Annotated in this window: 22 protein-coding genes; 9 read left to right on the top strand and 13 right to left on the bottom strand. The window is 68.6% G+C overall.

What is annotated here, in order from left to right; all coding sequences use genetic code 11:
• Window positions 1–58: 58 nt before the first annotated feature.
• Window positions 59–976, top strand: a complete 918-nt coding sequence (pheA, locus tag ABZV44_RS37810) for a prephenate dehydratase (protein WP_354847554.1) — start codon at window positions 59–61, stop codon at window positions 974–976.
• Entirely contained in the window at window positions 973–1635 is a 663-nt protein-coding gene (locus ABZV44_RS37815) for a histidine phosphatase family protein (protein WP_354847555.1), read from the top strand. The genes pheA and ABZV44_RS37815 overlap by 4 nt, the downstream gene beginning before the upstream one ends.
• On the opposite strand, the gene ABZV44_RS37820 is transcribed toward ABZV44_RS37815, so the two are convergent.
• From ABZV44_RS37820 to ABZV44_RS37845, 6 genes are all read right to left on the bottom strand, one after another.
• Entirely contained in the window at window positions 1632–2447 is an 816-nt protein-coding gene (locus ABZV44_RS37820) for an ESX secretion-associated protein EspG (RefSeq protein WP_354847558.1), read from the bottom strand. The two genes, ABZV44_RS37815 and ABZV44_RS37820, sit on opposite strands and share 4 nt — an antisense overlap.
• Window positions 2444–3628, bottom strand: a complete 1185-nt coding sequence (locus tag ABZV44_RS37825) for a PPE domain-containing protein (RefSeq protein WP_354847560.1) — start codon at window positions 3626–3628, stop codon at window positions 2444–2446. The genes ABZV44_RS37820 and ABZV44_RS37825 overlap by 4 nt, the downstream gene beginning before the upstream one ends.
• Before the next feature lie 14 nt (window positions 3629–3642).
• A complete protein-coding gene (locus tag ABZV44_RS37830) occupies window positions 3643–3954 on the bottom strand; it encodes a PE family protein (RefSeq protein ID WP_354847563.1) in 312 nt (103 codons plus the stop codon).
• 80 nt (window positions 3955–4034) lie between these two features.
• Entirely contained in the window at window positions 4035–4388 is a 354-nt protein-coding gene (locus ABZV44_RS37835; RefSeq protein ID WP_354847565.1) for a metallopeptidase family protein, read from the bottom strand.
• Between the two features lie 19 nt (window positions 4389–4407).
• The gene (locus ABZV44_RS37840) at window positions 4408–5454 is read right to left on the bottom strand and encodes a septum formation family protein (RefSeq protein WP_354847568.1); all 1047 of its coding nucleotides are present in this window, start codon (window positions 5452–5454) and stop codon (window positions 4408–4410) included.
• A gap of 318 nt (window positions 5455–5772) precedes the next feature.
• Window positions 5773–7362 carry an FAD-dependent oxidoreductase gene (locus ABZV44_RS37845; RefSeq protein WP_354847571.1) on the bottom strand — a complete coding sequence of 530 codons (1590 nt, stop codon included), beginning with the start codon at window positions 7360–7362 and terminating at the stop codon, window positions 5773–5775.
• Between the two features lie 289 nt (window positions 7363–7651).
• On the opposite strand from ABZV44_RS37845, the gene serS reads away from it, so the two are divergent.
• The 5 genes from serS (at window position 7652) to ABZV44_RS37870 (ending at window position 14201) form a co-directional block, all read left to right on the top strand.
• Window positions 7652–8911, top strand: coding sequence for a serine--tRNA ligase (serS, locus tag ABZV44_RS37850; protein ID WP_354847573.1), 1260 nt, complete (start codon window positions 7652–7654; stop codon window positions 8909–8911).
• Between the two features lie 75 nt (window positions 8912–8986).
• Window positions 8987–10855, top strand: a complete 1869-nt coding sequence (locus tag ABZV44_RS37855; protein WP_354847576.1) for a bifunctional diguanylate cyclase/phosphodiesterase — start codon at window positions 8987–8989, stop codon at window positions 10853–10855.
• A gap of 148 nt (window positions 10856–11003) precedes the next feature.
• A complete protein-coding gene (locus tag ABZV44_RS37860) occupies window positions 11004–12374 on the top strand; it encodes an MFS transporter (RefSeq protein ID WP_354847579.1) in 1371 nt (456 codons plus the stop codon).
• A gap of 184 nt (window positions 12375–12558) precedes the next feature.
• A complete protein-coding gene (locus ABZV44_RS37865; RefSeq protein WP_354847627.1) occupies window positions 12559–13491 on the top strand; it encodes a DMT family transporter in 933 nt (310 codons plus the stop codon).
• Window positions 13492–13547: 56 nt separating this feature from the next.
• Window positions 13548–14201 (top strand): MauE/DoxX family redox-associated membrane protein, encoded by a 654-nt coding sequence (locus tag ABZV44_RS37870; protein WP_354847581.1) that lies wholly within the window; start codon window positions 13548–13550, stop codon window positions 14199–14201.
• Between the two features lie 46 nt (window positions 14202–14247).
• Here ABZV44_RS37870 and ABZV44_RS37875 read toward each other — a convergent pair whose 3' ends face one another.
• Entirely contained in the window at window positions 14248–15792 is a 1545-nt protein-coding gene (locus ABZV44_RS37875; protein ID WP_354847630.1) for a Rieske 2Fe-2S domain-containing protein, read from the bottom strand.
• Between the two features lie 45 nt (window positions 15793–15837).
• Window positions 15838–16680: a hypothetical protein gene (locus ABZV44_RS37880; protein ID WP_354847584.1), complete on the bottom strand. Its 843-nt coding sequence runs from the start codon at window positions 16678–16680 to the stop codon at window positions 15838–15840.
• Window positions 16681–16779: 99 nt separating this feature from the next.
• Here ABZV44_RS37880 and ABZV44_RS37885 point away from each other — a divergent pair, with 99 nt between their 5' ends.
• Window positions 16780–17532, top strand: coding sequence for a lysophospholipid acyltransferase family protein (locus ABZV44_RS37885; RefSeq protein ID WP_354847587.1), 753 nt, complete (start codon window positions 16780–16782; stop codon window positions 17530–17532).
• Between the two features lie 92 nt (window positions 17533–17624).
• Here ABZV44_RS37885 and ABZV44_RS37890 read toward each other — a convergent pair whose 3' ends face one another.
• Genes ABZV44_RS37890 through ABZV44_RS37910 form a run of 5 tightly spaced genes read right to left on the bottom strand, consistent with a single transcriptional unit; the run spans window position 17625 to window position 23791 of the window.
• Complete coding sequence (locus ABZV44_RS37890; RefSeq protein WP_354847589.1) at window positions 17625–18281, bottom strand: hypothetical protein; 657 nt, start codon at window positions 18279–18281, stop codon at window positions 17625–17627.
• Window positions 18278–19960, bottom strand: a complete 1683-nt coding sequence (locus ABZV44_RS37895; RefSeq protein ID WP_354847592.1) for an ABC transporter family substrate-binding protein — start codon at window positions 19958–19960, stop codon at window positions 18278–18280. The genes ABZV44_RS37890 and ABZV44_RS37895 overlap by 4 nt, the downstream gene beginning before the upstream one ends.
• A 44-nt stretch (window positions 19961–20004) precedes the next feature.
• A complete protein-coding gene (locus tag ABZV44_RS37900) occupies window positions 20005–21864 on the bottom strand; it encodes an ABC transporter ATP-binding protein (protein WP_354847595.1) in 1860 nt (619 codons plus the stop codon).
• Window positions 21861–22814: an ABC transporter permease gene (locus ABZV44_RS37905; protein WP_354847597.1), complete on the bottom strand. Its 954-nt coding sequence runs from the start codon at window positions 22812–22814 to the stop codon at window positions 21861–21863. Before ABZV44_RS37905 ends, ABZV44_RS37900 begins: the two co-directional genes overlap by 4 nt.
• Window positions 22814–23791 (bottom strand): ABC transporter permease, encoded by a 978-nt coding sequence (locus ABZV44_RS37910; protein ID WP_354847600.1) that lies wholly within the window; start codon window positions 23789–23791, stop codon window positions 22814–22816. The genes ABZV44_RS37905 and ABZV44_RS37910 overlap by 1 nt, the downstream gene beginning before the upstream one ends.
• A 259-nt stretch (window positions 23792–24050) precedes the next feature.
• Between ABZV44_RS37910 and ABZV44_RS37915 the strand changes: the two genes are divergently transcribed.
• A complete protein-coding gene (locus tag ABZV44_RS37915; protein WP_354847632.1) occupies window positions 24051–24851 on the top strand; it encodes an HAD family hydrolase in 801 nt (266 codons plus the stop codon).
• Window positions 24852–24854: the final 3 nt, after the last annotated feature.

Genomic DNA, 24854 nt, shown 5'->3' on the forward strand with positions numbered 1-24854 from the left:
TACCCAGGAGTTGACCAAAGCCGGAGGTGACCGGGCGCACGCAAGTAATGTCGTAACCGTGCCGCGTATCGCCTACTTCGGGCCGTCGGGAACCTTCACGGAGATGGCCCTCGCCAAACTGGAGTCCACCGGAGTCTTCGATGGACCGGTCGAGCGTGTCCCGGCCCCGAGCCAGGGCGCGGCCGTCGAGCTGGTGCGGGCCGGTAACGCCGCGGGCGCGGTGGTGCCGATCGAGAGCTCGGTCGAGGGCTCCATCGCGCCGACGCTGGATGCGCTGGCCGTGGGCCCGCGGCTGCAGATCATCGCGGAAACCGACCTGGACGTGGCGTTCACCATCGTGGGCCGCCCCGGTATCGAGCTCGACGAGGTGCGCCGGATCGCGGCCTATCCGGTCGCGGCCGCGCAGGTCCGCATGTGGCTGGCCGTCACCATGCCGCTGGCACAGCTGTACACCTCCGCCTCCAATGCCGCGGCCGCCGAGGACGTCGTCGCCGGGCACGCCGATGCCGCCGTCTCCACCGCGCTGGCCGGCGCCCGCCTCGGGCTCACCACCCTGGCCGACGGCGTCGCCGATGTCGATCGGGCCGTCACCCGCTTCGTGCTGGTCACCGCCCCGCGGCCGGCGCCGCCGCGCACCGGGACCGACCGCACCTCCATCGTGCTGGAGCTGGCCAACGAGCCGGGCTCGCTCATGCGCGCGTTCGCCGAATTCGCCACCCGCGGTATCGATCTCACCCGCATCGAATCCCGGCCCACCCGCACCGGCATGGGCACCTACCGTTTCTACCTGGACTGCGTCGGGCACATCGACGACGCCGCGGTCGCCGAGGCGCTGAAGGCACTGCACCGCACGGCCGCCCGGATCCGATTCCTCGGCTCCTGGCCCGCCACCGCGGCCACCGGCACCCCGCCGCCGCCGGACGCACCCGGCGCGGCCTGGCTGGCCGATCTGAAGAAGGGGGTGGCCGACCTGTGACCGGCAAACTCATCCTGGTCCGGCACGGCGAGACCGAGGGCAATGTCGGCAAGATCCTCGACACCCGGCTGCCGGGCCTGCCGCTCACCGAACGCGGTGTGGCGCAGGCGAAGAGCTACGGCGCGAACCTGGCCGTCCCGCCGCAGCGGCTGTTCTCCTCGGCCGCGCTGCGCGCTCGGCAGACCGGCGGCTACATCGAGGCCGCCACCGGGGTCACCCTGGACGTGCTGGAGGATCTGCAGGAGGTGCAGCTCGGCGACCTCGAGGGGTTGAACACCCCGGCCGCGCACGAGGAATTCCAGAAGGTGTATCACGCTTGGCATTTCGGTGATCTGAGCGTCCGGGTGCCCGGTGGCGAATCCGGGGAGGACGTGCTCGCCCGCTATGTCCCGGCGCTGCAGCGACTACGCGACGACTATCTGAGCCGCCCGGACGCCCACGATGTCATCGTGGTCAGCCACGGCGCGGCCATGCGGCTGGTCTCGCGCGAATTGACCGGGGTACCAAGGCTTTTCGCCGCCAACAATCACCTGGACAATACCGAGACCATCGAGCTGCAGCCGTTCGAGGACGGCACCTGGGAGTGCACCCGCTGGGGCCGCTATCTCGCACCGTTCGGCGACGCCGTCGCGGCCGGCGGCGACGACCCCATGGGTTAGCCCGGGAATTCCGTTCGCAGCGGCAGGGATTCGATGAGATCCCGCAGCGCCGTGCGCAGCCGGGCCGGGGTGCCGCCCGCCAGCGATGTCCACTTCGTCCCGTCCGCGGCGGTGCCGGTGCAGGCGAGAAAACGGCCGTGCCGGGTGTTGTACACCGCGAGGTGGGTGCTCGCCACGTCGCGCGTGCCGTCGCCGTAGTGCACGCCGACGATCTCCGCGTGCGAATTCACCTGCACCAGAGCCGAAGCGAGGATCGGTGCGTCGCGGGCCGGTGTGCCCACCGCGGCCAGTCGGACGGCCGTGGTGGCGGCATCGCCCGCGTCGTCGAACACGGGAGCCAGATCCGCGGTGGGCGCGTTCATTCCGGACAGTTCCAGCGCATCGGCCGGGCCGAGCGCGGCCATCACGGTGCCCGGCAGATCGTGACCGGCCGCGTCGACGACACAGGAGCCGGGGCCGCGCAGCGCCACCACCTCGATGTCGTCGCCCTTGGCCACACAGCACCGGTTGACCTGCCCCGCCACGTACCAGCGCACGGCCAGCACCCAGTGCGGCCGGTAGAGCACGCGCAGCCGTTCGGCCAGTTCCGGATGCACCTCGTCGCCGTCGAGCAGGTCACGCTCGGTCAGGGTGGCGGCCGCCGCGGCCATGGCGGTGTCGTGGTCGGCGGCATTGTCGTAGCGGCCCATGGCATCCAGCACCACGGGCAGCTCGTCGATCCCCAATGTCTCCAGGAGATACTGCATTTCGTCGAGCGACAGCGTGACCGACCGCAGCGTCGACGGCCCGCGGCCCGCGCCGAGCACGGTCACCGGTCGGCCAGTGCGTCGCCGCCGATGACCGCGGGCGCGATGACCCGGCCGTCGGCGAACACCTGCACCGAACGGCCGTAGTGGTGGCCGCGGTGGGACTCTTCCTCGTCGCTGCCCCGGGTGCCGAGCAGCGGGCTGGTTGCGGCCGACCGGACCGGTGCGGTCGCGGCCGGGGTGGTGGTCACGGTCACCGGTTCGGCGATCGGTGCCGCGGGAGGCGGTGCGCCACCGGTGTTTCCGAGACCCGCGCCCCAGCCCTCGGGCAACTTCAGTGTGCCCGCGCCATTTCCGATGTTCACCGACGCGCCGCCGCCGGTGACGGACACCGCCTGCGTGGCCGGCGCCGCGCCACCCGCGCCGGCGGTCGAGACACCCGCGTCCGCCGTGACCGGCGGGCCGGAGGTACCGAGGCCAGGCGTTTGCGTCACCGCATTCGCGACCGCCGTAATCGCTGTACCAGCAACGTTTCCCGCGCTGGTCACACCGCTGGTGACCACCGTTCCCGCCACCTGTGCAACCTGCGACAGGGCGCCGGTGACGGCCGGATTCTGCGCCAGGACGGCGGCCGCGCCGAGCGCCGCCTGCAGCGGATCGCTGCCAAGGGCGAGCGCGTCGCCACCCGCATCGGCCGAGCCCGCGCCCACGGCTATGGGTGGCGGCATCTGGAACTGGCCGGGCGTGGCCACCATCGAACTCGTCGCGGCCTCATAGGTTTCCATCACCAGCGCGGCCCGGATGTCCAGCGCCAGCTTGGCCGCCTCGGCTGCCTCCGCGGTGCCGTTGAGCGCGCCGCCGCTGGAATACGCGGCCATCCGCGCGGTCTCCACGGCCGCGATCTCCGGCAGGCTCGGCATGGCGAGGGAGGCCACGGTGTAGGCGGTGGCATTGGCGGCGGCCTTGCCCGCCATCACGCCGGCCATGACGGCCTGCTGTTCGGCCCATACGGTGAAACCACCGAGCCGGGCCAGCACGGCGAGCCCGTTCACTCCTTCGAGACCGGCCCCGATCTCGGCCATCACCCGCGTCACCGTGGTGGTGGCGTCCACCCAGGAGGCGGTGAGCGCGCCCCAGGCGCTGCCCGCGGCCGCGATCGGAATGGCGTGCGCCCCGGAATCGAGGCAGAGGGAATTGAATTCGGCCATCCGGGGCAGCCAGAACACCCCCGTGATTCCCAGCGTCATGGTGCGTCTCCCCTCTACACCTGAATCGCGGCGATACCGGCCGCGCGGACGGCGTCCTGGGCCAGGTACCGGGCCAGCTGGCTGCGCAGGGTGGCGGCGGCGTGATGCAGTTCGAGAATGCCCTGGGCGACCGAGTGGTCGTGGGTGCGCGCGGCATTGTTGAAATGCGCCGCGGCCAGGAAGGACACCTCTTCGGTGCCGGACGGAAGCACATGGGTGGCCGGAGCCGTCGCGCTCGCGGCCGCGGCGAGGCGTTCGGCGAGCAGATCGAGTTCCAGGGCGGCCGCGAGGATCACCTCGGGCTGCACCAGCACGTGGCCGACCATGATCGAGCTCCCTTCCCCGTTCCACCCCGGCTGTGAGGATTGGACGCGGAGGTTCGCCGATCGGTTCCCGATGCCGCTGGTCAGCCCCAGCCCAGCTGATGCAGGCGCTCGTCGTCGATCCCGAAGTAGTGCGCTATCTCGTGAATCACGGTGATCGCCACCTCCTCGACCACCTCTTCTTCGCTGTGACACATCCCGAGGATGGCCTCGCGATAGATGGTGATGGTGTCCGGCAGCGCGCCCCCGTAGTGGCTGTAGTCCCGGTCGGTGAGGGCGATGCCGTGGTAGAGACCGAGCAGGTGGGGGTCCTCGTCGCTGCGCGGCTCGATGAGCACCACCACATTGTCGATCGCCTGTGACAACTCTCGCGGAATCAGATCGAGGGCGTCGCCGACCAGTTCCTCGAAGCGGTCGTCGGACATGGAGACGGGCATGCCTACAGCTTCCGCCGCATCACCGTGGCTGGGGGATGACCGGCGGGGCCGCGCCGGGCAGCGGCGGCGGGGTGTAGCGGCCGTTGTTGGGCGGCGGCACGGGGGCCTGGCCGTCGATCTGGATGTCGCCCTTGGCCGATCCGGTGATGGTGGCGAAGCCCTCCTGATCGGCGCCCTTGCCGACCATGCAGTTGAGGCTGCGGGAACCGGCCAGCCAGCTGCGCGCGTCGAGCGCGTCCCAGAACAGGGTGAGGGTCTTGTTGCGCAGTGCGTCGGGGGCGCCGAGATAGTCGCCGGCGTCCTTGGCGCACTCGTCCTCCATGAACTTGTCCTGATCGTCCTTCGAGGGCGGGCCGCCGTTGAAGTGGGTGGCCAGGTCCACGGTGGAGACGATCTCGAAGGCGTGCGGCTGGGTGCAGTCGACCGGATCGGTGGGCAGGTTGGACTTGATGCCGATGCAGGTGCCGAGGTCGTAGACCTTCGACTGGTTGATGTCGCGCACGCTGCCGGTGATGGGCTTGGTGGCGAGGCCCTGGCTGCCGGAGACCTGCAGGCCGCAGCGCAGCGTCCGCTCGCCCGCCTTCCAGCCCGCCTCACCCGGATTGATCAGGCCGACAACGAATTTGCCGCGCGGGTCCAGGCGGCCGCCGAGGTATTCCTGGGCGGCGCTGACGCAGTGCTCGTCGCGCAGCTCGGAGAAGCGTAGCGAGTCCGGGAAGCGGGAGCCGGGCCCGAACTCCTTGCCCGGGTACTTGCTCAGGTCGATGTCCGCGGTGACCTCGAACAGGTGCTTGCTGGCGCAGTCGACCTTGGTGAGGTCGCCGGCGTTGGCCTTGGACCAGGTCAGGCAGTCGCCCTCCCGAGCGGTGCCGAAGGCCGCGCCCGCGACCGCGCCGGTGGGCTGGGCGGCCCCCGGCGCGTGCGCCTTCACGCGATTGGAGTCGAAGCCGTTGGAGACGAACATGGTGATGAGTACGGCCAGCGTGACGCCCACCGCCATGGCCAGCAGTCCCCACCGGACCGTCGACGCCGAGAGCGGACCGTTCTGGTCCAGCTTGGATTCCATGGCGCGGAACGGCGTCAGCAAACGATCCAGCGCCGTCGGTTTCCGACGGTTCGGCGGCCCGGGACGCTGCGAGGACGGAGGCACGGGCCACTGCGGAGGCATCTTTTGCTCAGGCATCGCGACTGAGCTTAATTGCCTCCGCTTCGCTCCGGCGGGTTCGCGGCCGAGGCGCAGGTCTATGGAGCCGGAAGCTCGGTTCTTTCCGCCTCCTCCGCTCCTCCGCTGCAAGCGCGGGGCGGCGGAGCGCCGTCCAGAATCGAGCCGGGCCGCGAACCTTCGGGTGCTGTTATTGCGGCGTTCAGCGTGCAGTACGGGTCGTCACGACAGGATCAGGTCCGCCGCCTTCTCACCGATCATGACCGCCGGGGCGTGGGTATGGCCGCGGGTGATCACCGGCATGACCGAGGTGTCGGCCACGCGCAGGCCCTCGATGCCCCGCACCCGCAGTTCCGGATCCACCACGCTGGATTCGTCGCGGCTCATGGCACAGGTGCCGACCGGGTGGTAGAGCGTGTGCGAGTGGTCCTCGAGGCAGTGCCGCAGCATCTCCTCCATCGGGGTGTCGGAGGGCACGGCGGGCTGCATGAGCTCGCCGATGTGCTCCTTCAGCGCCGGCTGGTTCGCCAGTTCGGTACAGATGCGCAGGCCGGCGAGCAGGGCGGCGCGGTCGGCGGGCTCGGCGCAGTAGCGCGGGTTGATGCGCGGCGCGGTGAACGGGTCCGGGGAGGTGAGGGTGACGCTGCCGATGGATTCCGGCTTGAGCAGCACGGCGGCGAAGGTGAGCGCGTGCCCGTCCGGATCACCCAGTCCCTCGGCGATATACGGCGCGGGCGCGAAGATGAGTTCCAGGTCGGGCAGGTCGAGATCCTCGCGGCTGCGCACGAACCCGTAGGCCTCACCGATGTTCGAGGTCAGCTGCCCGCGCCGCAGCACCAGGTAGTTGGCGAGCTCGAGCAGGTTCTTGTCCGCGCCGTAGAGGCTGCCCCCGCTGGTGCGGTAGATGATGGGCGCGGCCAGATGGTCGCGCAGGCCGCGCCCGACCTCGGGCAGGTGCTGCACGACGGGGATTTCCAGCTCCTGCAACCGGTCGCCGTCGCCGATGCCGGAGAGCATGAGCAGTTGCGGGCTGTTGATGGCGCCGCCGGACAGGATGATTTCGCGCTTGGCGGTGATCTGCTTGGTCTCGCCGCCGATCCGGAATTCCACCCCGGTGGCGCGCTTGCCCTCGAACAGCACCCGGGTGACGTGCGCGTCGGTGATGACGGTGATGTTGCGTCCCTGCTGGCGCGCCGGCCGCAGGTAGGCGTCGGCGGTGCTCCAGCGCGCGCCGCGCTTCTGGGTCACCATGGTCTGCGAGAAGCCTTGTGGCCGATCCTGATTCGCGCGTTCCACCGGGTACCCGGCTTCGGTGGCGGCCTGCAGGTAGGTGTGGGTGAGCGGGCGCGGGCTGCGCTGGCGGGAGATGTGCAGCGGTCCCTTGCGGCCTTCACCGGGCTCGCCGGCCTCCTCGACGGCTTCCATTCGCTGGAAGATGGGGAGCACTTGCTCGAAGGACCAGCTCGGTCCGGCGTAGCGGGCCCATTCGTCGTAGTCGGCGGCGAAGCCGCGCACCCACATCATGGCGTTCATCGAGGAGGAGCCGCCGAGCATCTTGCCGCGCGGCCAGTAGACGCGCCGGTTGCTGAGCTCGGGCTGGGGTTCGGTGCGGTAGTTCCAGTCGTTGGGGCCCTGGAACAGCTGGTTGAACGCCGCGGGAATGTGGGCGAATTTGTCGCTGTCCTCGCCGCCGGCCTCCAGGACCACGACGCTGACGCCGGGTCGCTCGCTCAGTTTCGCGGCCACTGCGGCCCCCGCGGATCCGGCTCCGACGACCACGAAATCGGCGGTGTGCGGGGTGTATTGGGGCATGCTCACTCCTCGGAAAGACCACGGCGGAGCCGCTGCCGGACTCCCTGCCGTCCCATGCCGCTAACCCTAGGGTGCAAATCCCCCGGTGGTGGGCCGGATGGGTCGGATCAACTCGAGGTTCGCGGCCCGGCTCGATTCTGGACTGCGCTCCGCCTCCCCGCGCTTGGAGCGGGGGAGCGAAGCGGAGGAGCGGAAAAGGGAAGAATCGAGCTTCCGGCTCCATAGACCTGCGCCTCGGCCGCGAACCCGCCGGAGCGAAGCGGAGGCAATCAAACTAGGCTCAATGGCCATGATCGACCTTCGATTCCTGCGGGAAAACCCGGATGTGGTCCGTGCGTCGCAGCGCGCTCGCGGTGAGGACCCCTCCCTGGTGGATGCCCTGCTCGAGGCGGATGCCGCCCGCCGCGCCGCGGTCGCGACGGCCGACAATCTGCGCGCTGAGCAGAAGGCCCTGGGCAAGAAGGTCGGCAAGGCTTCCCCGGACGAGCGTCCGGCGCTGCTGCAGCTGGGTCAGGAACTGTCGGCGAAGGTGAAGGAGGCCGAGGCCGCCGAGACCGCCGCGGACGCCGACCTCGACGCCGCCCAGCGCGCGCTGTCGAATGTGGTGCAGGAGGGCGCGCCCGCCGGCGGCGAGGACGACTACATCGTGCTCGACACCATCGGCACGCCGCGGGAGTTCGATTTCGAGCCCAAGGATCACCTGGACCTGGGTGAGTCGCTGGGCCTGATCGACATGGAGCGCGGCGCGAAGGTGTCGGGCTCGCGCTTCTATTTCCTCACCGGCAACGGCGCGCTGCTGCAGCTGGGCCTGCTGCAGCTGGCCGCGCAGAAGGCGGTGGCCAACGGGTTCACCATGATGATCCCGCCGGTGCTGGTGCGCCCGGAGATCATGCAGGGCACCGGGTTCCTGGGCCAGCACTCCGCCGAGGTCTACCACCTGGAGGACGACGACCTGTACCTGGTCGGCACCTCGGAGGTGCCGCTGGCGGGCTATCACTCGGGCGAGATCCTGGATCTGAGCGCGGGCGCCAAGCGCTACGCCGGCTGGTCGTCGTGTTTCCGCCGGGAGGCGGGCAGCTACGGCAAGGACACGCGCGGCATCATCCGCGTGCACCAGTTCGACAAGGTGGAGATGTTCGTCTACACCACCCCGGACCAGGCCGACGCCGAGCACCGCCGGCTGCTGGCCTGGGAGCAGGAGATGCTCGCCGCCATCGAGGTGCCCTACCGGGTGATCGATGTGGCCGCCGGCGACCTGGGCAGCTCGGCCGCCCGCAAATTCGATTGCGAGGCTTGGGTTCCCACGCAGCAGACCTACCGCGAGCTCACCTCGACCTCGAATTGCACGACGTTCCAGGCGCGTCGCCTGAATGTCCGGTACCGGGACGAGAACGGCAAGCCGCAGATCGCCGCCACCCTGAACGGCACTTTGGCCACGACTCGGTGGATTGTCGCTTTGCTGGAGAACCATCAGCAAGCCGATGGTTCGGTGCGGGTGCCCGCTGCGCTGGTGCCTTTCGTGGGCACCGACGTGCTGGTACCTCGCTGAATATTCGCTACTCGGCGTGGCTTATTCCGTCGGTTGTGTCTACTGGTGGCAGGGCTTGTGTCTAGGCTAGGCAGCGTGCGAGGAATCGGGTCCCGCGGCGATACCCGGACCCGGGTACGGGCGGCGTCGGCGCTGGCGACGGCAATGGTCATGGCTCGGACCACCGGGGCGTTCTACGTCATGGGCGGGGTCCTGGGCCTGGTTCTGACTGCGGTCGCTCCGGGTGACGAGGGCAATCGGCCGCTGGTGGGTGCGGCGGCGTTCGTGGCGCTGCTGCTGGGTATCAGTCTGCTGATCTGGGGTCCGCGGCTGCCGCATTCGGTGCATCACGCGTATGTGGCGACCGCGACCGTGCTGGTGACCGTTGCGGTGCACTGGTTTCCGAATACGGTCGGCGCGATCAGTCTGGCGGCGTTCTATGTGTTCGTCGCCTGTGATGCCGCCATCTTCTTCTCCTGGCGCTGGCTGGGCGGGCACATAGCGTTCGCCATCGTCTGCTGTCTGTGGGTGGTGCCGTCGCGCGGGTTGCCGTGGTGGTCGGGCATCATTCCGGCGGGTATCACTTTCGGAATCGGCATCGTGGTCGGCATTTTGACGCGCATGGCGTCGGACGCCGATATCGATGTGCTGACCGGGCTGCTGAACCGGCGTGGTTTCGATCGGGCGCTGAGCAATGCCATCGCGCACGCCACCCGCACCGGCCAGGGCCTGGCCCTGGTACTGGTGGACCTGGACCGCTTCCAGAAGATCAACGATCACCTCGGGCACCGGGCCGGTGACGCCGTGCTGCAGCGGGTGGCCGACTCCTGGTCGAAACTGCTTGCGCCGGAGCAGCGGCTGGCCCGCTACGGCGGTGACGCGTTCGCGCTGCTGCTGCCCGGGACCACCGAGCAGGCCGCGATCCTGCTGACCGAGGAGCTGCGCGCGGCCGTCACCACCGGCTGTTCCGCGGGTGTGACGTCCTGGCAGCCGGGCGAATCCGGGTCGCTGCTGGTGTCGCGTGCGGATGTGGGCCTGTACCGGGCCAAGCAGGCGGGCCGCAATCGCACCGTGCTGGAGTCCTCGCGGCAGCTGCCGCTGGCGGTGGAGCTGCGGGAGGCCATCGATCGCGGCACCCTGGACGTGCAGTATCAGCCGATCGTGAGTCTCACCGACGGCGCGACCCGCGCGGTCGGTGTGGAAGCGCTGCTGCGCTGGTCTTCGCACGCGCAGCCCGATGTGACCACCGAGGGGCTGATCCGGGTCGCCGAGGAATACGACCTCATCTCCGATCTGGACGAGCTGGTGCTGCGGCGGGCCTGCGCCGATGCCGCCCGGTTGCAGGAGACCTTCGCCCAGCTGGATCTGACCCTGAACGTCAATGTGAGCGGGCTGGAGCTGGCCGAAACCGAGTATGCCGACCGGGTTTCCGGCATCCTCGCGGAAACCGGCTGGCCCGCCGAGCAACTCGTGCTCGAGGTGACCGAGAGCGAGCTGGCCGCCGAATCCGAGACGGCCATCACGAACCTGCACAAGCTGCGCGAGTTCGGCGTCCGCATCGCCATCGACGATTTCGGCACCGGCTACTCCTCGCTCAGCCGGCTGGCCACGCTGCCGTCGGACATCCTCAAGGTGGATCAGTCCTTCGTGGCGTCCATCCAGTCGGATTCCCCCGCGCCGCCGCTGCTGGGCGTGATCGCGGCGCTGAGCAAGTCGCTGGACCTGCAGGTCATCGCCGAGGGCGTGGAGACCGAATACCAGGCAGCCGTGCTCACCGAGCTCGGTTTCGCGCTGGCCCAGGGCTACCACTACAGCGATTCGCACCCGGTGTCCGAGCTCATCAACGACCTCAACGACCGGCACGGCCTGGTCGGCGCGGCGGTGTCGGAAGGCGAGCCGTCGACCAATGGCTGGGTACCGCTGGACAATCCGCTTGACGGTGGGGCGTCCGGCGCGCAGGGTTGATCCCATGCGGCTGCTCATCTACGCCTGTTGATTCGTATTCCGTAGTGCGCTGCCCCGGGCGCACGCCGAGCGCGTGGGCTCTGCACGCGTACCGCTCCACTCGATACGGGTATCCACCCACTCGATACGTGCGCTGACGCTGCGGGCGATGCTGTTCGCCGTCACGGCGGACCTGATCCCGCTCTACGCGATCTACGCGCTGCTGTTCGCCGACCACGGCCTGAACGCGGCGCAGATCTCGTCGCTGTTCGCCATCTGGTCCGCGACCTCGTTCCTGCTGGAGATTCCCTCCGGCGCCTGGGCCGATACGGTCTCGCGGCGCGGCCTGCTCGTGCTGTCGGGTGCGCTGCTGGCGGCGGGCTTCGCGGTGTGGACGCTGTACCCCTCCTATCCGGGATTCGCCGTCGGCTTCGTGCTGTGGGGTACTTCGGGCGCGCTCCGCTCGGGCACCTTCGAGGCGCTGATCTACGACGACCTGCACGCGCGTGCCGCGACGGCCGGATACCCGCGGCTGATGGGCCATGTCCGCGCCGCCACCGAATCGGCAGCGCTGGCGGGCATTCTGGTCGCGGCCCCGCTCTACGCGTGGGGCGGCTACGCGCTGGTCGCCTGGTCCAGCGTCGCGATCGCCGCCGTGCACACCGCCACCGCGGTCCTGCTGCCGACCGCGCCGAAGTCGGTGTCCGCGGCGGAGGTGGAGGAGCTCGAAGACCCGGACGGTGGTGTCGAGGCCCCGGATACCGATGCTGCGGACTCGGATGGCGGTGTGGCCGAGCAGGAGCCGGACAGCGTGCGACCGGGTGACGGTGACCCCACCTCCGAAACCCGCACGGCCGAACCGGAATCCAGCGGCTACCTGGCCATGCTGCGCGCTGGTATGCGAGAGGCCCTGCGGGTGCGGGTGATTCGGCGCGGGGTCATCCTGGTGGCGCTGCTGAACGGCATCACCGCGTTCGACGAATATTTCGCCCTGCTGGCCGACCACGCCGGCGCCGGGCCGTCGCTGGCCGCGATCCTGGTGGGTGTCACGGTAGCCGGAGCCCTGGCCGGCGCGACGCTGGCGGGCCGCACCGAGGGCATATCCGCCCGCGTGATGGCGTCGGCGCTGGCCGTGGCGGGGGTCCTGTTCATCGGTGGTGCGCTGCTGGCGGGTAGTGCCGCCGGCCACCCGGGGGCCCTGTATGTGCTGACGGCCGTGGGCTTTTCGGCGGTGGGCGTCGCCTACGGCATCGACTACAACGCCGATGTCATCGCCTCGGCCCGGCTGCAGGACGCCATCTCGGGCCCGGCCCGTGCGACCGTGACCTCGGTGTCCGGTTTCGCCACCGAGATGATCGCCCTGCTGGTCTTCGTTTTCGCCGCGGTGGCCACGACCTGGCTGTCCTTGCCGGTCATGGTCGCCTTGCTGGGGGTGCCGCTGTTACTGGCCGCGGCCCTGGTCCCCACCTGGCTCCCCCGGGCGGCACCGGGCTCGGATCTGATGCCGGGGCCTGCTGCACGAGATTCGGAGCAGCTCTGATCCGGCGCGGCAGGGCGGCGGAGGTCATCGAATGCCGGGGGGTATCACCCGACCGTGGTTGCGGGTCGTCCTGTGCCGGAACGGGATCCGAGCGCGGTGCGGCGTGGCGTGTCGGAGCGACGCGCGACATGATCTGGTCGGCAGGCTCTGTACCGGGAAAGGCGGGGACAATCGGGCGGTGGCGATGCGGCAGTGGGCGGGGTTGGGGTTCGGGGGGTCCATCGGCGCGGCCGTGGCCCTGCAAGCGCGGATCAATGGGGAGCTGGGGCAGCGGCTGGGCGATGGGATTGCGGCGGCCACCATCAGTTTCGGAAGTGGATTGCTGATCCTGGCCGTCGTGTTCGCGGGCAGCGGGCGCCTGCGGGCGGGGGTCGGGCGGGTGCGGGCCGCGCTCGGTACCGGGGAGTTGCGATGGTGGCAGCTGCTGGGTGGGCTGTCGGGCGCGTATTTCGTTGCGTGTCAGGGGCTCACGGTGGCGACCATCGGGGTGACGGCGTTCACGGTGGCCGCGGTGGCCGGGCAGTTGGTGAGCAGTCTGGTGGTGGATCGGCTGGGTTGGGGTCCGGGTGGACCGACGCCGGTGACGGCCGGGCGGATCGGTGCGGCGGTGCTGGGGCTGGTCGCCGTGCTGCTCGCGGTGATCGGCCGGAGCGGCACCGGCCCGGCCGCCGGGCATTCGACGGCCTCGATGCTGCTGGTGGCGTTACCGCTGGTCGCCGGCCTGCTGGTGGCTTGGCAGCAGGCGGTGAACGGCCGGGTGGGTGCGGTCGGCGGACCGCTGTCGGCGACGCTGGGCAACTTCGCGACCGGCACGGCGGCGCTGGTGGTCATCGAGGCGGGAGTGCTGGTCCGGCGCGGTGGTCTCGGGCCGCTGCCGAGCGAACCGTGGCTGTATCTCGGTGGCCTGATCGGCATTTCGTTCGTGGCGCTGGCGGTGCTGGTGGTCCGCTGGATCGGGGTGCTGCTGCTGGGCCTGACCTCGGTGGCGGGCCAGCTGCTGGCGTCGCTGGTGCTGGACGTGGTGGCGCCGACCGGGATCGGGCTCTCGGCGTCGGCGATCATCGGCTGCGTGCTGACCTTCGTGGCGGTCGCCGTGGCCGCCCGATCGCGCGGATGAAATCTGTTCCCCGGATTCGTAATTCGCTGTCCACATGAGTGTGCGATGGTGCGGTCATGGCTATCGACTACGTGGTGTGGGTCGCGCGTCTGGTGCTGGCCGTGGTGTTCGGCCTGTCGGCGTGGGGAAAGCTCGCCGATGGGCCCGGCACCCGGAAGGCGGTGGGGGAGTTCGGGATCCCGCTTGCCTGGATACCCGCGGTGGCCTGGGCGCTCCCGGCGGTGGAGGCCGTGGTGGCGGCGGCGCTGCTGCCGCCGTGGACCGCGGCCGGTGCGGCGCTGGTGGCGATACTGCTGCTGGGCATGTTCACCGGTGCGGTGGTGCGCCTGCTGCGCCAGGGAAAACGCCCCGTCTGTTCATGTTTCGGAGCCGCCAGCGCCGCCCCGATCGGGCGAGGCACGGTGGCGCGCAATATCGTGCTGATCGTCCTGGCCGGCGTGACGGCCGTGGCGACGCTGGCGGAGCCGCAGGTGCCCGGCGGTCTGCCGGTGGACCATGTGGTCGCGATGGGGGTGGCGGCCGGATTCGGTGCGGTGCTGGTTTCCCTCTGGGGTGAGCTGCGAGCCCTGCGCCGCCGCCTGGACGAGAAGGGGCTGCCGCCGGGCGTGGTCGCGCCGGAATTCGAGGTGCTGAAGTCCGCGGGCGCCCGGGCCGGAGACCGCGTTGCGGTATCGCGTGCGCGAGACGCCCTGAGGCGTCCGCGGCATTGAGCAGGGCCGGTGGCGGCCGATGCACCGGGCATCGGCCGCCACCGGGTCAGACCAGTTTCTTCGAGCGCAGCTCGTGGCCCTTGGAGGTCTTGCAGCGGCCCGATTCCAGATCCCACTGCCAGCCGTGCAGGTTGCAGGTGAGCGTATTGCCCTCGACCACACCGAATTTCGACAGGTCGGCCTTGAGGTGGGGGCAGCGGCGCTGCACTTCCCAGCCGTCGAGCTCGGTGGAGGCGGAATCGTCGTGCGCCTCGGCGAACCAGCCGTCGGCGTAGGCGATGCGCTCGTCGGTGAGGCACTTGAAGAAGGTGTAGAGGAATTCGTTGTAGCCGCCGATGCGCCAGGTGGTGAAGCGCGTCGACAGGAAGATGGTGTTCACCCAGTCCGGCTCGTCGTCGCGCAGCACGGTGCGCACCAGCTGCGGGTCGATGCGGAATCCGTAGCGGTACTTGCCTTCTCCCTCGATGGGCTCGCGCACCACCCGCTTGGGGAAGTCGAGCACCACGGTCTCCTCGCCCATGACCAGGCCGACCGGGTAGCCGATGCCGTCGCAGATGAGGTCGCTCTGCGCCATGATCGGCTCGAACTTGGCCTTGAGCGCGGGCAGCAGCGGCTCGCCCTCGGCCGGGGCCCAGGTGGCCTTCTCGGCGGCCAGCACCGGCGCCATGCGCTGGGCCATGGCCTCGATGTAGGCGGCCTTGTCGCCGTAGATGGTGTCCGGGTCGACCGGGTGGGTGAGCGAATTCAGTTCCTTGCCACGCAGATCCGCGACCGAGCCGGGGATCATGAGCAGCCCGCCCTCGTTGCCGTGGATCTTCATCTGATCCAGGAAGACGATCTGGTCGGGGAAGATATTGCCCTCGTCGCCGCGGTCGTCGTTGAGGTAGCGCAGCTCGTCGTCGAGGAAGACCGGCGGGCCGGCCGACGGGACGACCCAGGTGGCCCCGACCTGTTCGATGTAGGAGCGGCAGCGGTCCATGCCGCGCTGGCGCTTCTGCTTGCCGAAGTTGGCCTTGGTCTTGGCCGGAATGTCGTACACCATCGGGTACCAGATGGCGCCGGAGTACTGCAGCAGGTGGATGTCCACGTGCCCGAAGGCGTCGTGCAGCACGTCCATGTCGACGGGCCGGGCGTCGTTCATGTTGAAGCACACGGTTTCCCCGTCGGCGACGACCAGGGCGGAGTCGCCGATCGGGCCGTCGGCGGGCGCGCGCAACGCGATGATCATGATGTCCAGGTCGCCGCCCGGACCGGTGACGGTGGTCTTGACCGAGTCCTCGGTCTCCACGAACTTGGTGAAGCCGAGCTTCTCGAGCTCCCGCTTGAGGTCCGGCACCGGGTAGTCGGGCAGCAGGACGGTGGCGTCCTTGTTGACCTTGTCGGCCAGGTGCTCGGCGTCCCAGTGGTCACGGTGCAGGTGCGAGACATAGAGGAAATCGCAGTTGCCGAGCTCGTCCCAGTCCAGCTGGGTGTTGTCGGGGAACGGGAACCACGATCCGAAATAGGCCGGATTGACCCACGGATCGCAGAGGATCGTTCCGGCAGCGGTTCGAATGTGGAATCCGGCGTGTCCGACGCTGGTGATCTGCACGAGCTTCATTCCTCCCTGACCGTTACCAGCCACCCAGAGTACTGGCTAGCCGGAGACGTCGCCGATGCAGTAACCCTCGGAGCCCGACTTCAAGGTGTATATCTGCTTTGTCTGGTCTCCGGCCCCGGTGGTGACCGGTACCGACACGGTGATGTACCCGCCGCGCGGCCACTCCGACTTGATGGACTGGTCCACGAAGGTCCTGACCGCCCCCGGCTTCGACGGGTTCACCGCCAGCGGCGCGGTGGCCGGTTTCCCGGTGCCGTCCGGATCCCAGGTCCGGCCCGCGGCGCAGACCAGTGGATACGCGTCCTCCCGGTCAGTGGGATGCAGCGGCCGGCCCATGGAGCGAGAGAGGAAGCGCCGCACCGTGTGTCGCGCGTCGGCGTCGTTGAAGCCGAGTTCGCCGCCGGTCGGGTAGACGTGCGGGCAGGCATAGCCGGTGGCGATGTCGCGGTCCTGCGCGGTCACGGTGACCTCGGCGTTCTGCCAGGTCACGGCCTGGCCGCTGGACACACCCGGTCCAGCGAGCGCATCGATGATGACCTGCGGCTCGGCGTACATGCTCTGAATATTGGGCGGCGCCATGGTCCAGCAGCGGTCGGCCAGTTCGTCCAGCCCCCTTCCCTGCAGGTCGGCCGCCCAGCGCGCGACGGCCGGCGCCGCATTCGGTTTCCCGGGCGCCGCCCCGACGCCGCCGCTCACCGCCGCGACCGGGCTGGGGATACTGCTGATTTCACTGGACATATCGAGGTCGGCCCCGAAATCCGTGCCCTCGATTCCGGCTTTCGAATCGCAGCCTCCGGCAAGGCAGGCCGCGCCGACTATCAGCGTCCCGAGCAACCACTGGTGGATTTGTGCACGCAACGCTGTCCGGCCGTTTTCCACTCGTGCGAACCTCTTTCAGTGTCGAGAAGTCACATCAACTGAATTGCTGTTACCGGGATCACTGGATGCCGCGCGGGCAGCGACTAGGCTAGCGGAACTGTGGAACCCGTCTATTACCCCGTCATCGGCCTGGCCCGCACGATCTTCGCGCTGCAGGGCCTGAAGTTCACCGTCAAGGGCGACGAAAACATTCCGGCGACCGGTGGCGCGGTGATCGCGATCAACCACACCGGGTACATGGACTTCACCTACGCCGGTCTGCCCGCGCGCACCACCGGGCGGTACATCCGCTTCATGGCCAAGAAGGAAGTCTTCGACAGCTCCGTCTCGGGGCCGATCATGCGTGCCCTCAAGCACATTCCGGTGGATCGTGCGGCGGGAGCGGAGTCCTACCACGAGGCCGTGAAGCGGCTGCGCGCCGGCGAACTCGTCGGCGTCTACCCCGAGGCCACCATCAGCCGCAGCTTCGAACTCAAGGAATTCAAGTCCGGCGCGGCCCGCATGGCCATCGAGGCCGGCGTCCCCATCATCCCCATCGTCATCTGGGGCGCCCAGCGCGTATGGACCAAGGGCTTCCCGAAGCGCCTGGGCCGCACCAACACCCCCATCTCCATCGCGGTCGGCAAGCCCATCCAGCCCTTCGAGCCCGCCGCGGCCCTCACCGACGAGCTCCACGCCACCATGTCCGACATGCTCCTGGACCTGCAAAAGGACTACGTCCACGAGCCCGGCGCGTACTGGGTGCCCGCGCGCCTGGGCGGCAGCGCCCCCACCCTCGAGGAGGCCAACGCCATGGACGCCGCCGAGGCCGAGGAGAAGGCCGCCCGCCGCGCACAGAAGCCGGCCGAATAACACAGCCCTACGTTCAACGGCCTGCTACGGGGAATCGGAGCCCCCGGAGCAGGCCGTTTCCGGTTGGGGCACCGAGCCCGGACGGCTTCGGCTCAGCTCGGGTCGGAGCCGCGAACAGCCGCCAGCCAGGTGGCCGCTGCCGCCGCGACCAGCGTCGCGACCGCGAAGGCAGGCCATCCGCCGCCGGAGGAGTACACCCACAGCAGTCCCGCGAACGGCCCGGCCACCGCGGACTGCGCATCCAGCAGAAGCTCGCGCCCGATCCCCGTCCGCCCCATCGCTTCCGGATCCGGCCGCACCGGATTATCGATCAGTTTCCCCACCGGCTCCGAATCCCGCAGTCGCCCAGCCGGATACATCCGGCGCCCCCCGACATGCACCGCCCGCCCGGACAATTCGGCCGTGTCGGGCGTGAGCATCACCAGCACCGGATCGAAATACACCGGCAGCCAGCGATTCTTCCCCTCGATTGTGAACTCCAGCCAGGACCGGCTGACCAGCCGATGCTGCTGCCGCACCCGCCGCACCGCCACCTCCCGCCGCTCCGGCCCGCCGGGCAACCCCGCGGGCAGCCACCCCAGCGCGACAGCGAACCGAAACCCGCTGTAGCCCAGAATGATCACGGCCACCGTGCCCAGCATTGCCACCTGCTCCGGATCGGCGAACGGGACCCAGGCGAGGGTGATCGCCAGGGTCCCGATCGTCACGAGCGCCGGATAGGCCAGGGGATGGCCCGTCCGGGAATTCACTTCAGGAAGCCGATTTTGGTGTAGTCGAGGCTGGCCAGACCGGCCGCGCCATAGTTGGCGAGATTGGCGCGAACGGCGAGATTGCCGGGCGACTGCATGAGCGGCATCGAATGGCCTTCGGCGAACACCTGTTTGTCGACCTGGTTCGCCAGGTCGATCGCCTTGTCGGGATCGAGTTCGGAGACGGTCTTCTCGATCAGGTCGTTGAGCTCGGGCGAGCCGATCCGGCCGTAGTTGCCCTGGACGTCACCGGGGTGGTAGCCCCAGATCTGGTCGAGGCTGCCGAGCGGGAACAGGTCGCCGACCCAGCTCCAGAAAGCGATATCGAAATCGCCGGGCTGAATGACCTTGGTGAAGTAGTCCTGGCCGGGCTTGGTGTCGATGGTGAGCTTCACGCCGATCGCCGACAGATTCTGCTGCATGATCTGCGCCATCTGCACCCAGGTGTCGGCGTTGTACATGACGTCGCGGATCTCGAGCTTGCGCCCGTCCTTCTCCCGGGTGCCGCCGCCGGCGGGCACCTTCCAGCCGAGATCGTCGAGCTCCTTGGCGGCCTCGGTGGGGTCGAAGGCGGGCGCGTTGTCCTGGTAGCCCTTCTGCCCGGCCATGTAGATGTGGTTGTTCAGCGGCTTCGGGTCGTTCACCAGACCGCTCTGGATCGCGGTCGCGATGCCCTGCCGGTCGACGGCCTTGCTGATGGCCACGCGCAGCTTGGGGTCGGCGAGGATCGATCCGGGCGCGCCGTTGAAGGTGAAGTGCGACCACTGGTTACCGGGTGCGCGGCGAATGGCCACGCCGTCGGTGCTCTGCGCGGTCTTGAGATCGTCGCGGCTGCCGATGCCGACGGCGTCGATCTCGTTGTTCTGCAGGGCCGGAATCAGCGCCTGGTCGTTGAGGACGCTGAACGTGATGGTGTCCAGCTTCGGCGTCGTGCCCCACCACTTCGGGTTGTGGCCCAGGACGATTCGGCCCTGACCGCGGTCGGTGGACTGCACGACGAACGGACCCGCGGTCGTCGTGATGGCGTCGACCAGGCTTTTGTTGAAGGCCTCCGGCGTGCTGGTCACGGACTTGGGGTAGAGGAAGGAGTTGCCCGCGAACTGGCCCTTCCACTCCGCGAAGTGCTTGTCGAAGGTGATGACGGCCTGCCGGTCGTCAACCCCGCGCTCGACCTTCCCGACGCGGTCGAAGCCCTGGCTGTTGGCGATCAGGAAATCCTTGTTCTTGCCGCTGAGCGCATTGGCTTGGGAGGCGATGTCCTCCCAGGTGATCGGCGACCCGTCGGACCAGAATGCCTTCGGATTGATCGTGTACGTGACCTGCTGCGGATTGGTATTCGTCAGCTGGATATCGGTGAAGTAATTGGTGTCGACGGACAGATTGCCGGCCGCGTCGGACACGAAGGCGCGCGGCATCATCGACCGCTCCACGCCGGTGACCTCGATGTCATTGCCGTCGATGTTCAGCGTGTTCCAGTTCGCCGGATACGCCGAGATGGCCAGCCGCAGATTGCCGCCGTCCTTCAGGTCCGCGACATCGTGCGGGTTGATGTCGTTGGTGGTGCCGAGTTCGGCCTTGCCCTGCGGGGAGGTGTTGTCACCGCCACCGCATCCGGTCGCCACCATTGCCACGGCGACCAGTGGGACCGCGAGCCTCGAGCCGATCGAGCGAATCCTCACCGGTTGCTCCTTCCGTCGGAGTATTGCTGGAACACTCTGCGCCCCTATCCCGAAACGACCGGGACCGGGACGGCGTCGATGAGGGCGCGGGTGTACTCGTGCCGAGGATCGCCGAAAACCTGCTCGGCCGCACCGTATTCGACGATCCGGCCGCCATACATGACCGCGATGTCATGCGCGAGATTGCGCACCACCGACAGATCGTGTGACACGAACAGATACGACAGCCCGCGCTCGGCCTGCAGGTCGCGCAACAGGTTCAGCACCCCGGCCTGGATCGAGACATCCAGCGAGGACACCGGCTCGTCGAGCACCAGGATCTCCGGATCCAGGGCGAGCGCCCGCGCGATATTGATGCGCTGCTTCTGCCCGCCGGAGAAGTCGGCGGGATAACGGTCGGCGTGCTCGGGGCGCAGGCCGACCAGATTCAGCAATTCCCGTACCCGGCGCTGGATTTCGTTGTTCGAACGGCCGTCGATGCGCAGCGGCTGGGCGAGCGCGTCGAAGATCGGCAGCCGCGGGTCCAGCGAGGCCGACGGATCCTGGAACACGATCTGGAGCTTGCGCCGGATTTCGCGGCGGCGGGTCTTGGTGAGGGTGGCGACATCGCTGCCGAGCACCTCGATGCGGCCGCTCTCCGGCGCGATGAGCTCCATGATCTGGGTCAGCGTCGTCGATTTCCCGGAACCGGATTCGCCGACCAGCGCGAGCGTGCGGCCCGACTTGATCTCGAAGCTGACGCCGTCGACCGCCTTCACCTCACCTGTCCGGCGTTTGAAAACCACACCGGAGGTGATCGGGAAGGTCTTCTTCAACTCCGAAACCCGCAGGACCACTTGCTCATCGGTGGGGACCGGGACTTCGGCGGGCGGCACCTCGCGGCGATAGGCCGTGAACAGGTCCGCGGATCCGACCTCGGCCACCCGGATGCAGGCGGCGCGGTGGCCGGGTTCGGTGTCCTGCAGGGGTGGCTCGGCCGCCCGGCAGTCCTCGACCGCGACCGGGCACCGCGGTGCGAACGGGCACCCCGGCGGCAGCTCGTGCATGGCCGGCGGCGCACCGGCGATGGGCACCAGCGGCACTCGCGCCGGCCCGTCCAGCCGCGGGATGGAACCCAGCAGGCCGACCGTGTACGGCATCCGAGGTGCGTTGAAAAGTTCTGTGGTACGCGCGGTTTCGACGATCCGTCCCGCGTACATGACCGCGACCCGGTCGGCGAGCGTGGCCGCGATACCCATGTCGTGGGTGATGAAGACGACGCCGGCTCCGGTGATGTCGCGCGCCTTGCGCAGCAGATTCAGGATCTGCTTCTGCACCGTGACATCCAGTGCGGTGGTGGGCTCGTCGCAGATGATGAGCTCGGGATCATTGGCGATGGCCATGGCGATCACCACGCGTTGCCGCATACCGCCGGAGAACTCGTGCGGAAAAGCCTTGGCGCGCACGGCCGCATCGGGGATGCCGACCAGGTCGAGCAGTTCCACCGCCTTCTCGGCGGCCTCGCGCTTGCTCAGCTTCCCGTGTGCCAGCAGCGCTTCGGCGATCTGGTCACCGACCCGGTACACCGGCGTCAATGCCGAGAGCGGGTCCTGGAACACCATGGAGATCTTGCTGCCCCGCAGCGTGGACAGCTGCCGGTCATCCATGCCGAGCAGTTCTTGCCCGCGCAGCCGGATGGACCCCTGCACACGGGCTTGATCCGGCAGCAGGCCCATGATCGCCAGCGACGACACCGATTTGCCGGAACCGGATTCACCGACGATGGCCAGCACCTCGCCGTCCTGCACGGTGTAGCTGACGCCGCGCACGGCGTCGATGCGGCCTTCTTCACCGGGAAAGCTCACGCGCAGATCGGAGACCTCGAGCAGCGGGGCGGTGGTGGTGCGAACCGTCTTATCCGTCATGCCTGGGCCTTTCCGGCGTTCTCGGCCTTGCTCGCGCGATCCTTGCGGCGCGAGCGCGCCCGCTTCGCGGTCGGGTCGAAAGCGTCGCGCAGACCGTCACCGACCAGATTGGCGCACAACACGATCGTGATCAGGAACGCGCCGGGGAACATGAACAGCCATGGATAGGTCAACGCCGACTTGGTGCCCGCGGCGATCAGGGTGCCCAGCGAGACGTCGGGGGGCTGCACGCCGAAGTTCAGGTAGCTGAGCCCGGATTCGCCGAGGATCGCGGCGCCCACGGCGAGGGTGGTGTCGATGATCAGGATGGAGGCGATATTGGGCAGGATGTGCGTGGTGATGATCGTCCGGGTGGACGCGCCCATATACCGTGCGGCTCGGACGAATTCGCGATCCCGCAGGCTCAGTGTGAGCCCGCGTATCAGGCGCGCGCTGATCATCCAGCTGAACACCGACAGCAGCACAATCAGCAGCAGGATGGATCCACTGCCCTTCATGCGCGGCGCGAACAGGGCCACCATGATGAAACTCGGCATCACCAGCATCAGGTCGACCAGCCACATGATGGCGGTGTCGGTCCATCCGCCGAGCAGTCCGGCCACCGATCCCAGCACGGCCGCGATGGTGCTGGAGATCAATGCGACCGAGAAGCCGATGATCAGCGACTTCTGTAGTCCGCGCAACGTCTGCGCGAGGATGTCCTGACCGATTTGATTGGTGCCGAACGGATGTCGCGAACTGGGTGGCTTCAGCAGGGCCGTGTAATCGAGCTGCTGGTAGTCGTATTTGAGCAGTGGCGGTAGCGCGTAGCAGAGGATCAGCATCAGCAGCAGGACCGCCAGAGCGATCACCGACACCTTGCTACGGAGGAAGCGCCGAACCACCAGTTTGCGGCGGCCCGCCGCCATGGGTTCGGGCGTGCCCGCGACGATGATTTCGGTTTCGGTCATCAGGCACGCACCCTGGGGTCGAGAATCGCGTAGACGATGTCGGAGAGCAGGCCCGACAGCAGGATCACCAGGGCAGCGAACGCGGTGATGGTCACCACCGGGTACAGGTCTTGCGCGGTGATCGAATCCACCAGCCATTCACCGACGCCGTGCCAGCCGAAGATCTTCTCGGTGAAGACGGCGCCGGTGACGAGTCCGCCGAATCCGTAGGCGAACAGCGTTGCCATGGGGATGAGCGCGGTTCGCAAGCCGTGCTTGAACAAGGCACGGGTGCGGGTGAGCCCCTTGGCACGGGCGGTTCGGATGAAATCGCTCTGGAGCACGTCCAGCATGGCGTTGCGCTGATAACGGCTGTAGCTGGCGGCCGCGCCGAGGATCAGGCCCAGCGTTGGAATCACCATGTGCTGGAGGCGATCCACGAACTGGTTCCATGCGCCGTGCACGACGTTCGCGGAGGTCTCACCGGTGTAGTAGAAGACCTGCGTCCCGGTCAGCGTGTTGGTCTCCAGCGCACCGTATTTCAAGAGGGTCGCAAGCAGGAATACCGGAGTGCTCAGCAGCAGCAGGGAAAACACGGTGGTGACGTAGTCGCTGAGTTTGTATTGCCGGATCGCGCCCGCCGCGCCGATCAGCACGCCCAGCAGGGTGCCGAGCACGGATCCGATGATCAGCAGCCGCAGGCTCACCCCGATGCGGCGCGGCAGCTCCTCGCTCACAGGCTGTCCGGCCATGGTCTTGCCGAAATCGCCGTGTGCCACGATGCCGCCGACCCACTCCGTGTAGCGCTGCGGGATCGGCACATCCAGTTTCAGCTCATCGCGTTTGGCGTCGATCACCGACTGCGGCGGGCGCGGGTTGCGATGCTCGAGACTGTCGAGTGGGCGAAAGGTGAGGGACGCGAGACTGAAGGTCAGGAACGACGCCAGCACCAGCAGCACGACATAGTTCAGCGCACGTCGCAGCAGAAAACCGGCCATCATTCCCTTTCGGGGTCGAGTTCTGCCCCAGATCATAGGGAGTGAGAACCGTAAACGCGGGGTACGGACCGCGGATGCCACGGCAATCCGTGTGTTATTGCGCGCGTCCTGGTGGGTGTGGGGGTTGCGGGGTGGTGTGGTGCGGAGCGGTGTCCGAAAGGTCTCTTTTGTACGGCGAGGTCCGGAATCCACGGGCGCACCGGTCGTGGCTCGAGGCAGGATGGAGTAGGTGACGCTCTTTCACCTGCCCAAACCCAAGATGGTCGCCTCCGATGTGGACGGCACGCTCATCGACCACCGTGAGCAGGTGAGCGCCCGCACCAAGGCAGCGATCAACGCCCTCCTCGCGGACGGGGTGCCGTTCGTGCTCGCCACCGGAAGGCCGCCGCGCTGGATCGATCCGGTCGTCGATGGGCTCGGCTTCTCGCCGCTGTGCGTGTGCGGCAACGGTGCGGTCATCTACGACAGCGCCGCGGATCGGGTGCTGGACACCCGCACCCTGGATATCGAAACTCTCACCTGGGCCGCCGATCTGGCCGAGCGCCTGCTGCCGGGCTGCGGCCTGGCCGCGGAACGGGTCGGTTCCAGCGCGCACGACGCGGCCACACCGCAGTTCGTCAGTTCGCCCGAGTACGAGCACGCCTGGCTGAATCCGGACGACACCCAGGTCTCGCGCGCCGAGGTCATCTCCGCGCCCGCGATCAAGATGCTGATCCGCCTACCCGGCGCCGCCAGCGCGGACATGCGCGCCGTGCTGGACCCGCACCTGGCCGGCCGCGCCGACCTCACCTACTCCACGGACAACGGCCTGATCGAACTGTCCGCCCCCGGCGTGACGAAGGCCACCGGCCTCGCGACCATCGCACAGCGCCTGGGCGTCCAGCACAGCTCCCTCATCGCCTTCGGCGACATGCCCAACGACGTCCCCATGCTGCTCATGGCCGGTCACGGCGTCGCCATGGCCAATGCCCACCCCGAGGCCATCGCCGCCGCCGACGAGGTGGCCCCCTCCAATATCGAGGACGGCGTCGCCCGCACCCTCGAACGCTGGTGGTCCTGACCG

The sequence above is a fragment of the Nocardia sp. NPDC004860 genome (genome assembly GCF_040609015.1).
Classification (GTDB): Bacteria; Actinomycetota; Actinomycetes; order Mycobacteriales; family Mycobacteriaceae; genus Nocardia.